The 16,668-nt window shown below is 74.0% G+C and carries 19 protein-coding genes; 8 read left to right on the forward strand and 11 right to left on the reverse strand.

Going from position 1 to position 16,668, the window contains the following annotated elements; all coding sequences use genetic code 11:
• Nucleotides 1-99: 99 nt before the first annotated feature.
• Both C2L59_RS29005 and C2L59_RS29010 read left to right on the forward strand, forming a co-directional pair.
• Entirely contained in the window at nt 100-444 is a 345-nt protein-coding gene (locus C2L59_RS29005) for a YciI family protein (RefSeq protein WP_103352956.1), read from the forward strand.
• Nucleotides 441-1,649 (forward strand): RNA polymerase sigma factor, encoded by a 1,209-nt coding sequence (locus C2L59_RS29010; RefSeq protein ID WP_103352705.1) that lies wholly within the window; start codon nt 441-443, stop codon nt 1,647-1,649. Before C2L59_RS29005 ends, C2L59_RS29010 begins: the two co-directional genes overlap by 4 nt.
• On the opposite strand, the gene C2L59_RS29015 is transcribed toward C2L59_RS29010, so the two are convergent.
• Nucleotides 1,632-4,310, reverse strand: a complete 2,679-nt coding sequence (locus C2L59_RS29015; RefSeq protein WP_146060452.1) for a P-loop NTPase fold protein — start codon at nt 4,308-4,310, stop codon at nt 1,632-1,634. The two genes, C2L59_RS29010 and C2L59_RS29015, sit on opposite strands and share 18 nt — an antisense overlap.
• Before the next feature lie 189 nt (nt 4,311-4,499).
• Here C2L59_RS29015 and C2L59_RS29020 point away from each other — a divergent pair, with 189 nt between their 5' ends.
• From C2L59_RS29020 to C2L59_RS29030, 3 genes are read left to right on the forward strand one after another with little or no spacing between them, the layout of a single operon-like run.
• Nucleotides 4,500-5,561, forward strand: coding sequence for a hypothetical protein (locus C2L59_RS29020; RefSeq protein ID WP_233223756.1), 1,062 nt, complete (start codon nt 4,500-4,502; stop codon nt 5,559-5,561).
• A 9-nt stretch (nt 5,562-5,570) separates the two neighbouring features.
• Nucleotides 5,571-5,921 carry a helix-turn-helix transcriptional regulator gene (locus tag C2L59_RS29025; protein ID WP_103352707.1) on the forward strand — a complete coding sequence of 117 codons (351 nt, stop codon included), beginning with the start codon at nt 5,571-5,573 and terminating at the stop codon, nt 5,919-5,921.
• Nucleotides 5,918-6,352, forward strand: a complete 435-nt coding sequence (locus tag C2L59_RS29030) for an SRPBCC family protein (protein WP_103352708.1) — start codon at nt 5,918-5,920, stop codon at nt 6,350-6,352. The genes C2L59_RS29025 and C2L59_RS29030 overlap by 4 nt, the downstream gene beginning before the upstream one ends.
• Before the next feature lie 4 nt (nt 6,353-6,356).
• Here C2L59_RS29030 and C2L59_RS29035 read toward each other — a convergent pair whose 3' ends face one another.
• Genes C2L59_RS29035 through C2L59_RS29055 form a run of 4 tightly spaced genes read right to left on the reverse strand, consistent with a single transcriptional unit; the run spans nt 6,357 to nt 9,286 of the window.
• Nucleotides 6,357-7,079, reverse strand: coding sequence for an SDR family oxidoreductase (locus C2L59_RS29035; RefSeq protein WP_103352709.1), 723 nt, complete (start codon nt 7,077-7,079; stop codon nt 6,357-6,359).
• A complete protein-coding gene (locus C2L59_RS29040; protein WP_233223757.1) occupies nt 7,076-7,714 on the reverse strand; it encodes a VC0807 family protein in 639 nt (212 codons plus the stop codon). The genes C2L59_RS29035 and C2L59_RS29040 overlap by 4 nt, the downstream gene beginning before the upstream one ends.
• Nucleotides 7,711-8,304, reverse strand: a complete 594-nt coding sequence (locus C2L59_RS29050; RefSeq protein ID WP_103352711.1) for a TetR/AcrR family transcriptional regulator — start codon at nt 8,302-8,304, stop codon at nt 7,711-7,713. The genes C2L59_RS29040 and C2L59_RS29050 overlap by 4 nt, the downstream gene beginning before the upstream one ends.
• A 46-nt stretch (nt 8,305-8,350) precedes the next feature.
• Entirely contained in the window at nt 8,351-9,286 is a 936-nt protein-coding gene (locus tag C2L59_RS29055) for an AraC family transcriptional regulator (RefSeq protein ID WP_103352712.1), read from the reverse strand.
• Nucleotides 9,287-9,368: 82 nt separating this feature from the next.
• Between C2L59_RS29055 and C2L59_RS29060 the strand changes: the two genes are divergently transcribed.
• Both C2L59_RS29060 and C2L59_RS29065 read left to right on the forward strand, forming a co-directional pair.
• Nucleotides 9,369-10,190, forward strand: coding sequence for an NmrA family NAD(P)-binding protein (locus C2L59_RS29060; protein WP_103352713.1), 822 nt, complete (start codon nt 9,369-9,371; stop codon nt 10,188-10,190).
• A gap of 8 nt (nt 10,191-10,198) precedes the next feature.
• Nucleotides 10,199-10,651, forward strand: coding sequence for a DUF1772 domain-containing protein (locus C2L59_RS29065; protein ID WP_103352714.1), 453 nt, complete (start codon nt 10,199-10,201; stop codon nt 10,649-10,651).
• Here the strand turns inward: C2L59_RS29065 and C2L59_RS29070 are convergent.
• Genes C2L59_RS29070 through C2L59_RS29090 form a run of 5 tightly spaced genes read right to left on the reverse strand, consistent with a single transcriptional unit; the run spans nt 10,648 to nt 14,596 of the window.
• Nucleotides 10,648-11,133 carry a GyrI-like domain-containing protein gene (locus tag C2L59_RS29070; protein WP_103352715.1) on the reverse strand — a complete coding sequence of 162 codons (486 nt, stop codon included), beginning with the start codon at nt 11,131-11,133 and terminating at the stop codon, nt 10,648-10,650. The genes C2L59_RS29065 and C2L59_RS29070 overlap by 4 nt on opposite strands.
• Complete coding sequence (locus tag C2L59_RS29075) at nt 11,133-11,468, reverse strand: YciI family protein (protein ID WP_103352716.1); 336 nt, start codon at nt 11,466-11,468, stop codon at nt 11,133-11,135. Before C2L59_RS29075 ends, C2L59_RS29070 begins: the two co-directional genes overlap by 1 nt.
• Nucleotide 11,469: 1 nt before the next feature.
• A complete protein-coding gene (locus C2L59_RS29080; protein WP_103352717.1) occupies nt 11,470-12,234 on the reverse strand; it encodes an alpha/beta fold hydrolase in 765 nt (254 codons plus the stop codon).
• Nucleotides 12,231-13,505 (reverse strand): RNA polymerase sigma factor, encoded by a 1,275-nt coding sequence (locus tag C2L59_RS29085; protein WP_103352718.1) that lies wholly within the window; start codon nt 13,503-13,505, stop codon nt 12,231-12,233. The genes C2L59_RS29080 and C2L59_RS29085 overlap by 4 nt, the downstream gene beginning before the upstream one ends.
• 20 nt (nt 13,506-13,525) lie before the next feature.
• Nucleotides 13,526-14,596, reverse strand: a complete 1,071-nt coding sequence (locus tag C2L59_RS29090; RefSeq protein ID WP_103352719.1) for a TetR/AcrR family transcriptional regulator — start codon at nt 14,594-14,596, stop codon at nt 13,526-13,528.
• An 86-nt stretch (nt 14,597-14,682) separates the two neighbouring features.
• On the opposite strand from C2L59_RS29090, the gene C2L59_RS29095 reads away from it, so the two are divergent.
• On the forward strand, nt 14,683-15,855 hold the full coding sequence (locus tag C2L59_RS29095) for a cytochrome P450 (protein ID WP_103352720.1): 1,173 nt from the start codon (nt 14,683-14,685) through the stop codon (nt 15,853-15,855).
• Here the strand turns inward: C2L59_RS29095 and C2L59_RS29100 are convergent.
• Nucleotides 15,838-16,614, reverse strand: coding sequence for a TetR/AcrR family transcriptional regulator (locus tag C2L59_RS29100; RefSeq protein ID WP_103352721.1), 777 nt, complete (start codon nt 16,612-16,614; stop codon nt 15,838-15,840). The genes C2L59_RS29095 and C2L59_RS29100 overlap by 18 nt on opposite strands.
• Nucleotides 16,615-16,668: the final 54 nt, after the last annotated feature.

Below are 16,668 nucleotides of genomic sequence, written 5' to 3' on the forward strand. Positions count from 1 at the left end.
TCCCGGCGGCGTCCACGGAAAATCCGGACCGCGGGGGTGTCGATCCCCGCGGGTGCCGTTCGTATCAGCGGTGACGGCACCCGCTCCGAGGAGGACGACGTGAAGCAGTACCTGCTCAGCATCTACCAGCCCGACGGCCCCACCCCGCCGCCGGACGTGCTGGCCGGGATCGCCGAGAAGCTCGACAGCCTCAACGCCGATCTCAAGGCCGCCGGGGCCTGGGTGTTCGCCGGCGGCCTGCACCCGCCCTCGAGCGCCACCGTGCTGCGGGCCGGCGACGGCGGTCCGCTCCTCACCGACGGCCCCTACACCGAAGGCAAGGAGCACCTCGGCGGGTTCACCATCATCACCGCGCCCGACCTCGACGCCGCCCTGGCCTGGGGCGGGCGGCTCGCCGACGCCGTCGCGCCGCTGCCGGTCGAAGTGCGGCCCTTCCACGGATGAGCGTCGAGGCGGTCTTCGCCGCCGAGTACGGCCGGGCCGTGTCGGTGCTCGTGCGGGTCTTCGGGGACATCGACGTCGCCGAGGAAGCCGTGCAGGACGCCTTCGCCGAGGCGGTCCGGCGCTGGCCGTCGGCCGGGCTGCCGCCGAGCCCGGCCGGCTGGATCATCACCACCGCCCGCAACCGGGCCATCGACCGGCTGCGCCGCGAGGCCGCGCGGGCGGACAAGCACGCCCAGGCCGCCCTGCTGCACGCCGCGGTGTCCGACACCGAAGCCGAGTCCGTGGAGGAGGGCGCCGTGCCCGACGAACGGCTCCGGCTGATCTTCACCTGCTGCCACCCCGCGCTGGCCCGGCCGGCCCAGGTCGCGCTGACGCTGCGGCTGCTCGGCGGCCTGAGCACCGCGGAGATCGCGGCCGCCTTCCTGGTCGCCGAGCCGGCGATGGCGCAGCGGATCGTCCGCGCGAAGCACAAGATCCGCGACGCCGGCATCCCGTACCGCGTCCCGCGTGACGCCGACCTGCCCGCCCGGCTGGCCGCGGTGCTCGGCGTGCTCTACCTGATCTTCAACGAGGGGTACACCGCCAGCACGGGGGAGGACCTGGTCCGCGACGACCTGTGCCGCGAGGCGATCCGGCTCACCCGCGTCCTGGCCGCCCTGATGCCCGACGAGCCCGAGGTGCAGGGCCTGCTGGCGCTCATGCTGCTCATCCACTCGCGCCGCGCCGCCCGCAGGAGCACCGGCGGCGCGCCGGTGCTCCTGGCCGATCAGGACCGGGCCCGGTGGGACGCGGACCTGATCGCCGAAGGCCAGGCCATCGTCCGCCGCTGCCTGCGCCGCAACCAGCCGGGCCCGTACCAGATCCAGGCGGCGATCCAGGCCGTCCACAGCGACGCACCCACCGACTGGTCGCAGGTCAAAGCCCTCTACGACCAGCTGCTGGCCGTTTCGCCGACGCCGGTGGTGGCGCTGAACCGGGCGGTCGCCGTCGCCGAGGTCGACGGCCCGGCCGCGGCGCTGGCCCTCGTCGAGGACCTCGGCCTCGCCCGGTTCCCGCTGTTCCACGCGATCCGCGCGGACCTGCTGGCCCGCCTGGGCCGGCCCGCGGAGGCCGCCGCGGCGTACACGACGGCGATCGAGCTGACCGGCAACGCCGCGGAACGCGCCCTGCTGCGCGGCAAGCTGCGGTCAGCGCGGGCCGGGTGAGAGGACGTAGGAGAACCGGCGCACACGCGGCACCCAGGTCTGGAAGGCGCTGACGTCGGGCAGCGTGATCGACGGCGCGAGCTCGGCCAGGCTGTGGTGCAGGTGCGTCCACTGCCCGATCTCGCCGGCGGGGAGCGGACCCACGGCCTCGCTGCTCCAGCGCTCGTCGCGCTCGACCGGCTGCAGGTCCGCCACGAAGTCGGCCCACGGGGTCTGCGGGGCCCGGCGCAGGAGCGCGTCGGCGAACCGCCCGAGCAGCCGCCCGTGCGCGGTGCACGTCCCGAGCAGCACGACCACGGCCTCGAACTCGCCGTCGAGGAAGGCGGAGGCCTTCGACAGGTCCCGCGTCGCCCGCAGCATGCGGTAGAGGTTGATGAGGCGCTTCGCGTCCCGGGGCGTGTCGACCAGCCGGTCCAGGCGGGCGAGCAGGGCGATTTCCGGTTCGGTCAGCGGACGCGGTTTCGCGAGCGGCTCGGCCGGGTCCAGCTGCGCGGCCACCTGCGAGCCGGGTTCCACCGGGAGCTCGGTGGCCGGCTGGTCCCAGGTGGCCGTCGGCGCCGGTTCCGGCGACGACGGCGGGCGGCGTGCGGCGGCCGGGGGTTCGGCCATCCCGTCCAGCAGCCGCCGGAGGCTGCCGGCGGGCATCCGGGGCAGGACCAGCGGGATGTTGAGGATCTTCTCCAGGTAGTCCTCGGGGGTCACGTGCCACCCGTCGGCCCGCACGACGGGGTCCGCTTCGATCAACCGGTCGTAGTGCGAGCTCAGCGACCGCAGCAGCCAGCGCGGGTCCACGCCGACGACCACCACGAACAGGTCGAACGCCAGCAGCAGGTGCACCGCCTGCAGCACGTCGACGACCTGGCGCGGGCTGCAGCGGTCGAGGTCGTCGATGTAGAGCACGATCCGGTCCAGCGGCCGGGTTCCGTCGTCGTCGCCGGTGGTCATCAGCGCGACGAGCTTCTCGAAGTCCTTGCGGATCGTGGAGATGAGGCCCAGGTTGCCGTGGTAGTCGTCGGTGCGGGAGCGTTCGGCGAGGAAGGCGTAGAGCCGCCGGCCCGGCGTCAGCTCGGTGAGCTGACGGCCGAGCTCGCCGATCCGGGCGACGACCTCGTCCAGCTGGCGTTCGGCGATCTGCTGCTCGGCGTCGGCCTGCCGCAGGGCGGCGACCTCGCGGTGGGCGGTGTCGTCGAGGCCCTTCTGCAGGTCTTCGGCGAGGGTCCGCAGCCGCCGCAGCCCGCCGCGGGCGGCCCGCACCAGCGTGTACCCGGTGGTCGCGAGCGTGCCGGCCACGGCACCGACGCCGATGAGCCAGCTGCGGATGTCGGGGACGAACGCGGTGAGGGCGGCGCCGGCCAGCAGCACGACGGCCGCGACGACCAGCGCCGTCCGGCCGTGGCGGTAGCGCGCAATCCGGCTGAGCTCGCCGGCTTCGTCCCGGGTTTCCCGCAGTTCACCGGCCAGCAGCCGGCTTTGCTCGGCCGCGTCGCCGACGCCGAGGTTGCGCCACACGCGGGCGTACTGCTCCCGGAACGCGGGCGACTTCCCCAGCGCCCGGACCAGGTCCAGGGCCCGGGTCCGGCGGCTGCTGCGGGCTTCGCCGATCTTGAGCTTGAGGGCGGCGGCCTCGGCCTGGGCGCGCTCGGTCACCGCGGTCAGCTGCTTGCGCTGCTCGAGTTCGCCGGCGAGCTGCTCCCGTAGCCGGGCGCCTTCGCGGAGCCGGGCCTGGTGCTCGGCGTCCGGTTCATCCGGCTGCCGGACCGGCTCGGCGAGCTGGCGGAAGATCTCGTCGCCGAGGCTGGCCCACAGGTTCGCGTCCGCGTAGTGCCACGCGTTGAACCCGACCTGCGCGATCTTCCGGCACTGGCCGGGCGTGCCCGCCAGCTCCTTGACCTGGCCGCGCAGCATGCCCATGAAGAAGCTCTTCCCGGCGCCCCACTCGCCGAACACGCCGATCGACAGCGGCAGCGGGGTGTCCTTCGCGGCGATGACGGTGGCCAGCATGGAGACGTAGGGCTGGACGCCGAGGTGGTCGCGGGTCAGCGGGATGCATTCGTTGGGGTCGACGAGGTCCTTGGCCAGTCCGCCGGCGAGCTCGTCGGCGGAGTACCCGGGGGCGGTGGCGCGCTTCGGGAAACGGGCGACGACCCACTGTTCGGCGATGGTGTTGACCTGGTCTTCGCGCAGGGAGAAGAAGATCACCTCGCGCACGGCGGTGTGTGCGGCGAGGGCGCCTTCGAGGAGCGCGTCGGCGGCGACCGGTGCGGGCATCCCGAGCTGGCCGGTGGCGAACAGGGGCAGCGCGATCGACGTCGCGCCGGAGCCGGCGGCGGTGAGGATCGCGGTCTGCGCCGCGTCGGCGATCGCCTGCGGGGTGACGGAATTGTCCTGGTCGGGGTCGTGCGGTGTCGCGAGCACGGCCAGGCGCAGCTGCAGCCCGTGGCTGTACGCGCTCAGGTCGAGCAAGGCCGGCGTGGCCGGCGTGATCTTGCCGAGGGGGATCGAGTCCCAGTCCGCGTCGGGGAAGACGTCGCCCAAGGCCGCGGCGAGCTGCCCGAACCCGCCGCCGACGGACACGGCCAGTGCGTCCACCGGCAGTTCCCAGGGGCGGTTGGTCAGCGCGACGCCGTAGGAGACGCCGTCGACGGTCCGGAGCGGGGTCACCGCGGGCGACGAGGAGGGGTGCACAGTTTTTGACTCGCCTCGGCACCCTCCGTCGTTACTCGCTGGCCCACCGGGATGTTCTGAGTTGGGATATGTGACCTTATCCAAACTTAGCCGTCTTGCTTACAATCTTTAGATTTTGAACAGCTAGTTTTAGTTTTAATCATAAGCTTTGATAGGGTGCTGATCATGACGGAAGACGCAGGTCAGGTGCGTGTGTGCGAGTACCGGCGATGTGGAGCGGCGCTGCCGCCCGCGGTGGGACGCGGAAGCCGGGCCCGGTTCTGCCAGGACGGCAAGACCTGGGGACGCCGCAACCTCAGCTGCCGCGACGCCGAGGCCGTGCTGTCGGACGCCGAGTCGCTGCGGGAGAGCGACACCGAACTGGACGACACGGCCGTTACGGCGTTGGCGGGCCAGGTCGACCGGGTGCTCGAACCGGCCCGCGGCCTCGTCGAGACCCTCACGACCCTGCGCCACCAGCTCGAGGCGACGACCGCGACGGCGCTGGCGGGGCGGGACGCGGCGCTGGCCGAGGCCGACGAACACCGCCTGCACCGCGGCCGCGCGGAAGCCGAAGCGGCGCAGGCCCGGGACACGGCCGAGGCGGCCGTCGCGGCGGCGGCCTCGGCGGAGAGGGAAAGGGCGGCCGCCGTCCGGGAGCGCGTCGAGGAGGAGGTGGCCCGGCGTGCCGCGGTCCGGGAACAGCAGCGGGCCGAGGGGCAGCTGGCCGCGGTGCGGGACGAACTCGCCCGCGTCGCCGACCGCGCCGATGCCTCCGCGGCGCTCGCCGGCGAACGTGCCGTGGTGATCGCCACCCTGACCGCCGAACTGACCACCGCCCGGACCGCGCTGGAAGAGGAGCGCGGCCGTGGCCAGGTCGCCGCCGCGCGGGCGGAGGCGGCCGAGACCCGCGCCGGCGCCGTCCAAGAGCGGTTCGACACCGCGCGTGCCGACCACGCGAAGGCGGCCGCGGCGCAGGAAGCCGCGCTCGACCGGGTCCGCGCCGAGGCCGAACGCCGGCAGGCCGGGTTCGACCGGCGGCTGGCCGAACTGCAGGCCGCGCACGAGCAGACCGTCCGGTCGATGCACGAGACCACGACGAACCTCGGCGCCGAACTGCGTGCCGCGCTGGGCCGGGCCGACGCCGCCGAGCGCGAACTGACCGGCGTGCTCACCGTCCTGCGGGAGACACCGGAACTACCCGAAACACTTAAGCACTTACTTGACCGATCGGCGCCGGCGAGCTAACTTAAGTGCATGCTTAACCATGATGAGCCGCTGGACCTGGTGTTCCGCGCGCTGGGCGACCGGACGCGGCGGGCCCTGGTGGAGCGGCTCGTGCGCGGCCCGGCGTCGGTCAGTGAGCTGGCCGAGCCGCTGACCATGTCGCTCGCCGCCGTCGTCCAGCACCTGCAGGTGCTGGAGACCGCGGGGATCGTGCGATCGGAGAAGGTCGGGCGCGTCCGCACCTGCCGGATCGAACCGGCGGCGCTGCGCGCGGGCGAGCAGTGGCTGGGGCAGCAGCGCACCACGTGGGAGAGCAGGCTCGACCGGCTCGGCGACTTCCTCGCCGAACCGCCCGGAACGTCGGAAGGGAGCACGTCATGACCGTCCTGCACAGCACCTTCACCCTCGAGCGCAGCTACCCGGTGCCGCCGGAGCGGGTGTTCGCCGCCTGGGCGGACCCGGAGGCGAAGAAGCGCTGGTTCGTTTCCGCGGGCGAGCACGAGCTGGACTTCCGCGCCGGTGGCCGGGAGACCGTCGCCGGCCGGACGCCCGGCGGTGGGGCGATGACCTTCGTCGCGACCTACCACGACATCGTGCCCGGACAGCGGATCGTCTTCTCCGGCACGCTCACCGGCGACGGCGCCCTCGCGACCGTGTCGACCACGACCGTGGAGCTGTTCGCCGAAGAGGCCGGTACCCGGCTGGTGCTCACCGAGCAGGACACCTTCCTCGACGGCGCCGAGAAACCGGAGTGGCGCGAGCAGGGCACGGGCGACTGGCTCGACCGGCTCGGCGACGAACTGAAGTCGTGACGGCTCAGTCCGCTGCGAGGGGAATCTCGGGTGCCGGGACCACGGCCGCGGGCTGCCCGGCCTGCACCGTCCACACCTGCCCGGTGCCGGGCCCGGCCAGCACGGTTTCGACCGCGGCCGCAACCTCGCCGGGGTGGGCCAGGCGCAGTCCCCGGTCCCGCAACGCTTGCCGGTGCGGGGCGAGGACGGGGGTGTCGGTCAAGCCGGGGCACAGGGCGTTGAGCCGGATTCCGGCGGCGGCCAGCGCCGGGGCGGCCGACCGGGTCAGGCCGACCAGCGCGTGCTTGCTGGTCGCGTAGAACAGGTCCGGTGATCCGCTGAGGCCGGCGATGCTGGCCATGACGGCGATGGATCCGTGGCCTTGCCGCCGCAGCGGGGGCAGGCAGGCGTGCAGGCCGTAGACCACACCGTCGAGGTTGGTGCGCAGCGTGGCGCGGTAGCCGTCCACGGTGAAATCGTGCAGGCCGCAGCGGCCGGCGACGCCGGCGTTGAGCACGACGTTGTCGAGCCGCCCGAAGGCTTCGAGGGCGGCGTTCACCACGCGGGCGTTGTCCGCCGGTTCACCGACGTCCGCGGCGACGAAGAGGCCGCCGACCTCGGCGGCGACGGCCGCTCCCGCGGCCGCGTCGCGGTCGGCGAGCACGACGTGGCCGCCGGCGCGGTGGAACCGGCGGGCGGTCGCCGCGCCGATCCCGCCCGCCCCACCGGTGATCAACGTGACGGTCACCGGGCCGCCGCCACGGGCACGACTTCCACGCCGTCCAGCCGCAGCCCGTGGCGGCGGAGGTAGGTGCGGCCGAGGATGCGCTGGCCAAGAACGAGCGCGGCGAGCGTCACCACCAGCAGGACGAGTTCGGCGCCGGGCACCGCGTCCACCGGCAGGACCAGCACGGTCACCGCCCGCAGCGCCGCGTCGAGCAGGCACGCCGCCGCCCAGAGGGCGCTGCACAGGCGCAGTAGCCGGCGGAACGGCGGGTGCTCGTCCCAGTTGCGCTGCCAGGTGCGCTGCTTGTCCTGGTCGAAGACCGTCCGTGCCACCTCGTACAGAAACGGGCGCCGGGCCCACATCGTGACCAGGAGGAACACGCCGAGCGCCGCCATCAGCACCACGCCGCGCAGCAGCAGCGCGCGAGGGCTGCCGCTGATGAAGGACCCGGCCACGGTCACCGCCATGGCCCCGAGCACGAACCAGCGCACGCCGCCGATGCGCTGTCCCGCGGCGAGGTCACGCACTCCGGCCACGACGGGGATGACCGCTCCGGCGAGCAGGGCGAGCAGCTGGTCCACGCCCGCGGCGCGCAGCCCGTAGAACAGCGCCAGCGGCGCAAGCACCTCGACCAGGACGCCGTTGAACCGCTTCACCGGGCCACCGCCCGGGTGAAGGTGGTGACGGCTTCCCCGGTGTAGGCGTCGAAGTCGAAGTCGGCCTCATCGCGCAGCCGGCGTGCGGCGCCGTCGACGGCGCCGCGGATCAGCACCGCCATCGACCGGACGTCGAAGTCGCGGAATTCGCCGCTCGCCTGCCCCTGGCCGAGGAGTTTCTCCAGGCTCTGCACGCTGACTTCCTGCGCGCCGACCGAGGTGTACGGGCGGCCGGCCGCGGTGCGCAGGTGTGGGCCGATCTCGGTCAGGGCCGCCATGTCGGCGGGGTGTTCGCGCAGGAACTGCAGGTTGGCCTCGAGGTAGGCCCGCACCTTGCCGGTCGCGGTGTCTTCGGCCACCACCCGCTCGTTGATGAACGCCGCCGCGGCCGTGAAGACGTGCATCAGGATCTCGTGGATCAGCTCGTCCTTGTCGGCGAAGTGGTAGGAGATCATGCGCGGGCCGCTCAGCCCGGCTTTCTCGGTGATCCGTGCGAAGGACGCTTTCGCGTACCCCACCTCCGAGATCGTGTCGATCGCCGCCCGCATGATCTGGGCGCGCCGTGCTTCGTTGGTGAACGTCCGTCCCATGGTCTCCCCCCACTTTTATCTGATCAGATAAAAGTTACCACACTTATTACGCCCGCGTCCGGTAGCGCTGCGGGCTGACGCCGAACTCGCGCTTGAACGCCGCGCTGAGGGCGAACGCGCTGCCGTAGCCGACCTGGCGGGCGATCGCGGCGATCGTCGTGTCCGGGTGCTGGCGCAGCAGGTCCGCGGCCAGCGCCAGCCGCCACCCCGTCAGGTACGCCATCGGGGTCTCGCCCACCGCCGCCGCGAACCGGCGGGCCAGGGCGGCGCGGGACACGCCGGTGCCGGCGGCGAGCTTGGCGACCGTCCACGGCTCGGCCGGCTGGTGCTGCAGCAACCGCAGCGCCTGGCCGACGACCGGGTCGTCGTGGGCCCGGTACCAGGCCGGGGCGCTGGTGTCCGGGCGGTCGAACCAGGCGCGCAGCGCGGCGATCAGCAGCAGGTCCAGCAGGCGGTCGAGGACAGCTTCCTGGCCGGGGACGTCCCGGCCGATCTCGGTGGCGAGCAGCGCGACCAGCGGAGTCGGCCAGTCGGTCGCGCGCAGGACGAGCAGCGGCGGCAGCGCAGCCAGCAGCCGCTTGCTCAGCTCGCCCTCCATGCCGTAGGTGCCGGTGAGCAGCACGACCGGGCCGCCGGTGCCGTGGCCCCAGGTGCGGACGCCGAGGTCGGCGAGTGCGCTCAGGTGGCCGCCGTCGGGGGTGCGGCACTCCTGGCCGGGCAGGATCAGCGCCTGCGGCGGGGTGCCCGGGTGGTCGGCGACCAGGTACGGGTCCGGGCCGAGCACGATGGCGACGTCGCCTTCGCCCAGCAGGACGCCGTCGCCGGTGTCGGGCACGATCCACGCTTCGCCGCGCACGACCGACACCACCGTCAGCGGCGCCCGGTCCTCGATGCGCAGCGACCAGGGCGGGGTCAGCACCGATCGCAGCAGGAACGCGCCGTGGGCGCGGGGGCCGTCGAGCAACGCGGCAAGCGGGTCCATGCCGTCGACTGTAGACGCTGGAACATGGGATCAAGGGTTTGAACCATGGAGAGTCTCACCGGTGGCCGGTTGACTGACGGGCATGACAACGACATTCCTGGTGGTGGGCGGCACCGGCAAGACCGGGCGCCGGGTCGCGGACCGGCTGCGGGAGCGCGGCCTGCCGGTGCGGGCCACGTCCCGGCGCGGCGCGCCGCCGTTCGACTGGCGCAAGCGGGAGACCTGGCCGGCGGTGCTCGACGGCGTCGGCGCGGTCTACTTGACCTACTACCCCGACCTGGTGGTGCCGGAGGCCGCCGGCGATATCGGGGCGTTCGCGGAGCTGGCGGTGGCGGCCGGGGTGCGGCACCTGGTGCTGCTGTCGGGCCGCGGCGAAGAAGAAGCCGAGGCGTGCGAAAAGCTCGTCCGGGACGCCGGGACCGGCTGGACGGTCCTGCGGTGCAGCTGGTTCGCGCAGAACTTCAGCGAGCACTTCCTGCTGGACGGCGTGCGCGCCGGGGAGATCGTGCTGCCGGCGGGGGCGGTGACCGAGCCGTTCGTCGACGTCCGGGACATCGCCGACGTCGCGGTGCAGGTGCTCACCGAGCCCGGCCACCTCGGCGCGGTCCACGAGCTGACCGGGCCGCGGCTGCTGAGCTTCGCCGACGCCGCGGCGGACATTTCGGCCGCGTCCGGGCGCGATGTCCGCTACCGCGCGGTTTCCTCCGGTGAGTTCGCCGCGCTGGCGACCGCCCAAGGGGTGCCGGCGGCGGAGGTCGAGGCGTTGACCGGCCTGTTCGCCCGGGTGCTCGACGGGCGCAACTCGTCGCTGACGGCCGACGTCGAGCGGCTGCTGGGCCGGCCGGCGACGGATTTCGCCGAATTCGCGCGGGGCGCCGCGGCCACCGGGGTCTGGGCGCGGTGAAGGGGGCGATGTCGATGGTGGTGCTGGTGGCCGCGCTGGTCGCGGCGGGGTTGATCGCGGGGCTGTTCTACGCCTACGCCTGCTCGGTGATGCCGGGCCTGGCGCGCGGGGACGACAGGACGTTCGTCGAGGGGATGCGGGGGATCAACGTCGCGATCGTGAACCCGGTGTTCCTGCTGACGTTCCTGGGTGCGCCGCTGCTGGCGGGGGTGGCTGTGTTCCTGAACCCGGGGCCGCGGCCGTGGGTGATCGCCGGGTTCGCGTTCCTGGCGGCGATGGTGGTGCTCACCGGCGTGGTGCACATCCCGCTGAACAACGCCCTCGACCGCGCCGGCGCCGACTACGCGGCGGCGCGGGCGGCCTTCGAGGCGGTGTGGGTGCGCTGGAACGTGGTACGGGCGCTGGTGAGCACGGCCGGGTTCGGGTGCCTGGTGGCGGCCGTGCTCACCGGACGCGGTTAGCCCGCGAGGCGGAAGAGCAGGTCGGTCACCCACTGCGTGGGGTCCGGGACTTCGCGGGGGTTGCTGCGCAGCACCTCCAGGCGCCCGCCCCACGCTTCGCCGTCGGGGGTTTCGGTGCGGTCCCAGATGAGGCCTTCGGCGGCTCCCCAGGCGAGGACGGCTCCGGTCGCGGCCGCCAGGCCGTCGGGGGCGCCGACGTAGGTTTCCCGGACGTACCGGCCCGCCGGGAGTTCGCCGAGGAAGGCGGGCTCGTCCGGGGTGTACCCGCCGTCGATCGGGACGCCGGCTTCGACGGTGAACCGCGGGCCGGGGTGCAGGACGCGGTAGCGGAAGAACGGGGCTCCGGCCGGGGTGACGCCGTGGGCGGCGAGGGTGCCGATGAGCGGGGGCAGCCGGTCGGCGATCCGGGGGAAGTCCGGGATCCCGAGGGTGGCGCGCTCGGCGACGTAGCGCTGGGCCGGCCGGTCGACGATGGCGGGCATCAGGTGAAGTCCTCCGGTGCGAGCATCGGGCGGACTTCGATGCTGCCGTAGGTGGCGGCGGGGTGGCGGGCGGCGAGGTCGAGGGCTTCGTCGAGGTCTTCGCAGTCGAGGATGACGAAGCCGCCGATCTGTTCCTTGGCTTCGGTGAACGGCCCGTCGGTGAGCAGCACCTCGCCGTCGCGGACGCGGATGGTGGTGGCTTCCGAGGGCGGGCGCAGACCGCCGCCGCCGCGGACCTTGCCGCGGCGGTCCATGTCCTCGCTCCAGCCGCCGCAGCCGTCGTAGGCGTGCTCTTCGGCGGTTTCGTCGCCGCAGATCATCAGCAGGTACTGCATGTCAGCATCCTTCCAGGACTTCACGCAGGCGCGCGGCGAAGGCGGCTGCGTGGGTGTCGAACCCGCCGTGGCCGCCGGGGAACGCTTCGGTGCGGGTGCCGAGGGCGGCGGCCAGGCCGAGGGCGGCCTGGTGGACCGCCGGCCCGGCGGACTCCTCGCCGACGGCGACCACCAGCCGCGCCGGGCCGGCCCGGAGGGTGTCGAGGTCGGGCTCGTAGGCGCCGATCGCGGGCATGAGGTGACCGAAGAAGTAAGCGAAGTTGCCTTCGGCGCGCGGGTCGAGCGGCGGGGCAGGGTCGACGCCCACGACCTTCATGAACGCGGCGAAGGCGGCCGGGAGGCCTTGGTCGCGGAAGAGGGCCGGGATGTCGTGCCCGTCGAGGGCGCCGGCGGGCAGGAAGCGGGTGACCGGCGGTTCGTGCAGCACCACGGTGCGGACGTCGGCGGGGTGCTGGCGCAGGTGTTCGAGCAGGGTGATGGCGCCGCCGCTGGAGGCCAGGACGTCGGCCGGGCCGACTTCGGCGAGCAGCCGGTGCACGTCCTCGGCGTGGTCGTGGACGACGTCGGGGCCGGGGGCGCCGTCGAGGGGGCTGCGGGAGAGCCCGCGGGGGTCGTAGGTGACGACGGTGTGGTCTTCGGCCAGCAGCGGCCGGAGGTGGGTGAACACGGCGGCGTCGGCGGGGCCGCCGGGGACCAGCAGCAGCGCCGGGCCGCGGCCGTGGACGTCGTAGGTGAGGGTGGCGCCGGGGACGGCGAGGGTGGTCATGGGTGTTCCTCCGGTGGTCGGGCTTCCCCCGCCCGACGAACGGCGTCGGCCGGGACCGACACCAGTCCGGAGATTCTTCGCGTGAGGTAGGTGCGTTCGGCTTCGGTGCCGGCGAGGTCGCGGGCTCGCTCGTACCAGTGGACGGCTTCGGCGTGGCGGCCGAGGCGGCGGAGGAAGTCGGCGCGGGTGGCGGCCAGCAGGTGGTAGCCGTCCAGCGGCAGGTCCTCGAGCAGGGCGAGCCCGGCCGCGGGTCCGTCGGCCATGCCGACGGCGATGGCGCGGTTGAGGGCGACGACGGCGCTGGGGACGTACCGGTGCAGGCGGTCGTAGAGGCCGGCGATCTGGGGCCAGTCGGTGGCGGCCGGGTGGGTGGCGGTGGCGTGGCAGGCGGCGATGGCGGCCTGGATCTGGTACGGCCCGGGCTGCCGGCGGCGCAGTGCGGTCTCCAGGACGCCGGTGCCCTCGGTGCTGGCGGCGGTGTCCCAGCGGGTGCGGTCCTGCTCTTCGAGGGGGACGAGGACGCCGTCGGCGTCGACGCGGGTGGCGCGGCGGGCGTGCTGGAGCAGCATGAGGGCGAGCAGGCCGAGGACTTCGGGTTCGTCGGGCATCAGCCGGGCCAGGACGCGGGCGAGCCGGATCGCCTCGGCGGCGAGGTCCGGGCGCAGCAGGTCGGGACCGGCGCTGGCGGAGTAGCCCTCGTTGAACGTCAGGTACAGCACGCCGAGGACGGCGGTGGTGCGTTCGGGCAGCAGGTGGGCGGGCGGGACGCGGTAGGGGATGCGGGCGTGGCGGATCTTGCGCTTCACCCGCACGAGCCGCTGGGACATGGTCGCTTCGGGGACGAGGAAGGCGCGGGCGATCTCGGCGGTGGAGAGCCCGGCGAGGGTGCGCAGCGCGAGCGCGACCTGGGCTTCGGTGGCCAGCGCGGGGTGGCAGCAGGTGAAGATGAGCCGCAGTCGGTCGTCGGTGACGCCGCTGTCGTCGGGTTCAGGGGGGTCGGGGACGGGCATGCGGGCGGCCTCCCGGAGCTTGGCGGCGCCGACGGCGTCGCGGCGGAGGCGGTCGGTGGCGCGGTGGCGGGCGGCGGTGGTGAGCCACGCGCCGGGCCGGGCGGGGACGCCGTCGCGGGGCCAGGTGCGCAGGGCGAGGGCGAAGGCCTCCTGGGCGCACTCCTCGGCGAGGTCCCAGTCGCCGGTGATCCGGATGAGCGTGGCCACGACCTGGCCCCACTCCTCCCGGAACGCCTCGGCGACGGCGCGCTCGACGTCCACTTCCGCTCCTCCCGCCGGTGTCACCCTCCCGACGAACGGCCGTGTCCCGGACCGACAGCGGCCGCGTGGCACGCGCCGTACCCTTCGGCGCGCGCGACGATCCGGCCGGCTTCGACGCGCACGGCGGTCTCGGTGGCGTCGCTGACGGCGGTGACGCCGGCGGCCGCGGCGAGTTCGCCGCCGGCGTCGCAGACCAGCCGCAGCCGTGGCCGGGCCGGGGGCGCGATGGCCTGGTCGAGGCAGCCGCGCAGGTCGGCGACGGCGAGCCGGGCCAGCGGGGCGAGTTCGCCGGGGTCGCTGGTGACGAGCACGGCGGTGACGTCGGCGCCGGCGCGGACGGCTTCTTCGAAGGCGGCGGCCCGGTGCAGGCCGAGGACGGTGACGACGCCGTCGCCGGGCCGGAAGGGCTCGCCGGTCAGCAGGTCGGTCGCGGCCGGCGGATCCCACGGCCGGTCGTCGCGGCGGGCCGGGGTGGTGATCGGCGGTTCGGCGGGCCAGTCGTCGGTCAGGTCCAGCTCGAGCAGGGCGGCGCAGGCGGTGACGAGGTGGAAGGGCTCGCCGAAGCCGGGCGCGGCCGCGGCGAGCTGGCTCGCGCCGTGCAGCGTGGTGAGGGCGGCTTCGGCGACCCGCACGAGCCGGCGGCCCGGGCGCAGGCGTTCGAGGGCGAGCCCGAGCAGGAGCGCGTCGACCCGCATGAGCTGCGCGAACGGCCGGCGGGTGTGCTCGTCGGCGAGGATTTCCGGGAGCAGGTCGCGGGCGAGGCGGGCGTCTTCGGCGTCGCTGTCGATGGCCAGCGGGAGCCGGGCGATCCAGGCGCGGGCGAACGCGGCGAGTGCGTCGGCGGCGCCGGGGTCCGGGGGCGGGGTGGCGGGCCTCGGGGCGCGTTCGGCGAGGTCGGCCAGGACGGCGAAGTACAGGGCGCGTTTGCCGGGGAAGTTGGAGTAGACCGCGCCGCGGGTGAGTTCGGCGCGTTCGGCGATGACGTCGACCTTCGCTTCGCGGAAGCCGCGGCGGGCGAATTCGTCGCGGGCGGCGGCGAGCACCTTCGCGCGGTTGCGCTCCTGGGTCTCCGCCCTGCTGAGCCTGACCATCGTCCTCCTTGCCGTGGTGTCGCGAGCCAAGATACAGTGACCACTGAGATGGCTAGAACATCTGATTTGAACATCTGGAGTGGTGGATGACCCCCGAGATCGATCTGACCGACCTGAGCGTGCTCACCGACCCGTTCTCCGCCTACGACCGGGCGCGGGAGGTGAGCGCGGTGGCCCGGCTGGTCATCCCCGGGTTCGGCCCGTTCTGGGCGGTGACCCGCTACGCCGAAGCGCGCGCGATGCTGGGCGACCCGCGGTTCGAGGTGAACTCCGGCAGCTTCCTGCGCCCGCCCGGGATTCCCGAGCACTGCCTGGCCTACCTGGAGACGATGGCGGAGAAGGACGGGCCGGAGCACCGGCGGCTGCGGCGGCTGGTGGCCCCGGCGTTCGCCCCGAAGCGGGCCGAGCAGCTGCGGCCCCGGCTGGCGGCGATCACCGGAAAGCTGCTCGACGAGCTGTCCGGGCACGCCGAGGACGGCGTGGTCGACCTCGTGCCGCACTTCGCGCGGCCGCTGCCGATCGACGTGATCTGCGAGCTGGTCGGCATCCCGCACGCCGACCGGCCCCGCTGGCGCGAACACGGCGCCGCGGTGGCCGGCGGGGTGGGGCCGGACTTCGCCGCCGCCATCCCGGCGATCATCGAGGGCGCGAAGGAGGCCGTGGCGCGCAGCCGCGCCGAGCCGGGCGACGACCTCATCGGCGACCTCGTCCACGCCCAGGACGACGACCGGCTCACCGATACCGAGCTGGTCACCCTCGTCTGGCACCTGGTGCTGGGCGGGCAGACGCCGGTGAACCTCATCGCCAACGCCGTCGAGGCCCTGCTGCGGCACCCCGACCAGCTGGCGCTGCTGCGCGCGGACCCGGGTTCGTGGCCGGGGGCGGTGGAGGAACTGATGCGCTGGTGCAGCCCGCAGCTGCTGACGACGCCGCGGTTCGCGCGCGAGGACGTCGAGATCGACGGGCAGGTGATCCGCAAGGGCGAGCGGGTGACGGCGGCGATGGTGGCCGCCGACCGCGACCCGCGGGCGTTCACCGACCCGGACCGCTTCGACATCGCCCGTTCGGGGCCGGCGCAGCTGGGCTTCTCGCACGGCCCGCACTTCTGCCTGGGCGCCTCGATCGCCCGGGTGCAGACGGAGGTGGCGTTGTCGGAGCTGTTCACCCGCTTCCCGGACCTGGCCCTGGCCACCGACGACGTGCCGCGTGCTCCCGACGGCGGGACCTGGCGGCCCGCGGCGCTACCGCTGACGCTCTGACACCAGGGTCTCGATGCCGTCGAGGACGCGGGCGAGGCCGAAGCGGAAGGCGTGGGCCGGGTTCTCCGCGGCGTTGTGGGCCTGGCCCGCGGCCGTGCCGACCCGCGAGGACAGGGGGTAGTGCGCCGCGTCGGCGGCCGGGATGCCGGCCAGCACCGGCGCGGCGCGCTCCCACCACTGGGCGTCGGTCATGCCGCTGACGCGCACCAGGCGGGCCTGGTCGACCGAGCTGCGCGCGGTGGTCCGGACGAGGCCGGTGACGAGGCTGACCACGGCGTCCATCTCGACGTCGTCGAGGCCGATGCCCTCGACCGCGGCCAGCTCGTGTTCGTACTTGGCGAAGCTGTGCGGGCCCAGGGCCGAGCGGCTGGTGGTGACCTGCAGCAGCCAGGGGTGGCGGTGGAACAGCGCCCACTGGTGCTCGGCGATCGCGGTGAGCGCCGCCCGCCAGCCGAGGCCGGGTCTGGGGGCCGGCAGTTCGCCGTGGGCGTGGTCGATCATCAGGTCCAGCAGCTCCGCGCGGCCGGGCACGTAGGTGTAGATCGCCATGGGGGAGACGCCGAGCTGCTCGGCCACGCGGCGGATGGTGACGGCGTCGATGCCGTCGGCGTCGGCCAGCGCCACCGCGGCCCGCACGACGTCGGCCGTGGTCAGCTTCGGTTTCGGGCCGCGGCGCGGGGGTGCCGGGACGCCCCAGAGCAGCTCGATCGCCCGTCGTGGGTCGCCGTCGCCGTTGTCCTGCGTGCTCACCCCGGCCATTCTGCCCACCCGATTCCCGTACAACGTACAGAGTTGTGCTAACCTTATCTTCGT

This window comes from Amycolatopsis sp. CA-128772 (genome assembly GCF_002904295.1).
In the GTDB taxonomy this organism is placed as follows: domain Bacteria; phylum Actinomycetota; class Actinomycetes; order Mycobacteriales; family Pseudonocardiaceae; genus Amycolatopsis.

What these genes read in the sequence shown, in the direction of transcription:
- C2L59_RS29055 (WP_103352712.1), bottom strand. Translation starts at nt 9,286, where the DNA reads ATGGACCCGCTTGCCGCGTTGCTCGACGGCCCCCGCGCCCACGGCGCG.
- C2L59_RS29025 (WP_103352707.1), top strand. Translation starts at nt 5,571, where the DNA reads ATGCTTAACCATGATGAGCCGCTGGACCTGGTGTTCCGCGCGCTGGGC.
- C2L59_RS29050 (WP_103352711.1), bottom strand. Translation starts at nt 8,304, where the DNA reads ATGGGACGGACGTTCACCAACGAAGCACGGCGCGCCCAGATCATGCGG.
- C2L59_RS29090 (WP_103352719.1), bottom strand. Translation starts at nt 14,596, where the DNA reads ATGGTCAGGCTCAGCAGGGCGGAGACCCAGGAGCGCAACCGCGCGAAG.
- C2L59_RS29070 (WP_103352715.1), bottom strand. Translation starts at nt 11,133, where the DNA reads ATGCCCGCCATCGTCGACCGGCCGGCCCAGCGCTACGTCGCCGAGCGC.
- C2L59_RS29095 (WP_103352720.1), top strand. Translation starts at nt 14,683, where the DNA reads ATGACCCCCGAGATCGATCTGACCGACCTGAGCGTGCTCACCGACCCG.
- C2L59_RS29075 (WP_103352716.1), bottom strand. Translation starts at nt 11,468, where the DNA reads ATGCAGTACCTGCTGATGATCTGCGGCGACGAAACCGCCGAAGAGCAC.
- C2L59_RS29100 (WP_103352721.1), bottom strand. Translation starts at nt 16,614, where the DNA reads ATGGCCGGGGTGAGCACGCAGGACAACGGCGACGGCGACCCACGACGG.
- C2L59_RS29010 (WP_103352705.1), top strand. Translation starts at nt 441, where the DNA reads ATGAGCGTCGAGGCGGTCTTCGCCGCCGAGTACGGCCGGGCCGTGTCG.
- C2L59_RS29020 (WP_233223756.1), top strand. Translation starts at nt 4,500, where the DNA reads ATGACGGAAGACGCAGGTCAGGTGCGTGTGTGCGAGTACCGGCGATGT.
- C2L59_RS29065 (WP_103352714.1), top strand. Translation starts at nt 10,199, where the DNA reads ATGTCGATGGTGGTGCTGGTGGCCGCGCTGGTCGCGGCGGGGTTGATC.
- C2L59_RS29030 (WP_103352708.1), top strand. Translation starts at nt 5,918, where the DNA reads ATGACCGTCCTGCACAGCACCTTCACCCTCGAGCGCAGCTACCCGGTG.
- C2L59_RS29060 (WP_103352713.1), top strand. Translation starts at nt 9,369, where the DNA reads ATGACAACGACATTCCTGGTGGTGGGCGGCACCGGCAAGACCGGGCGC.
- C2L59_RS29080 (WP_103352717.1), bottom strand. Translation starts at nt 12,234, where the DNA reads ATGACCACCCTCGCCGTCCCCGGCGCCACCCTCACCTACGACGTCCAC.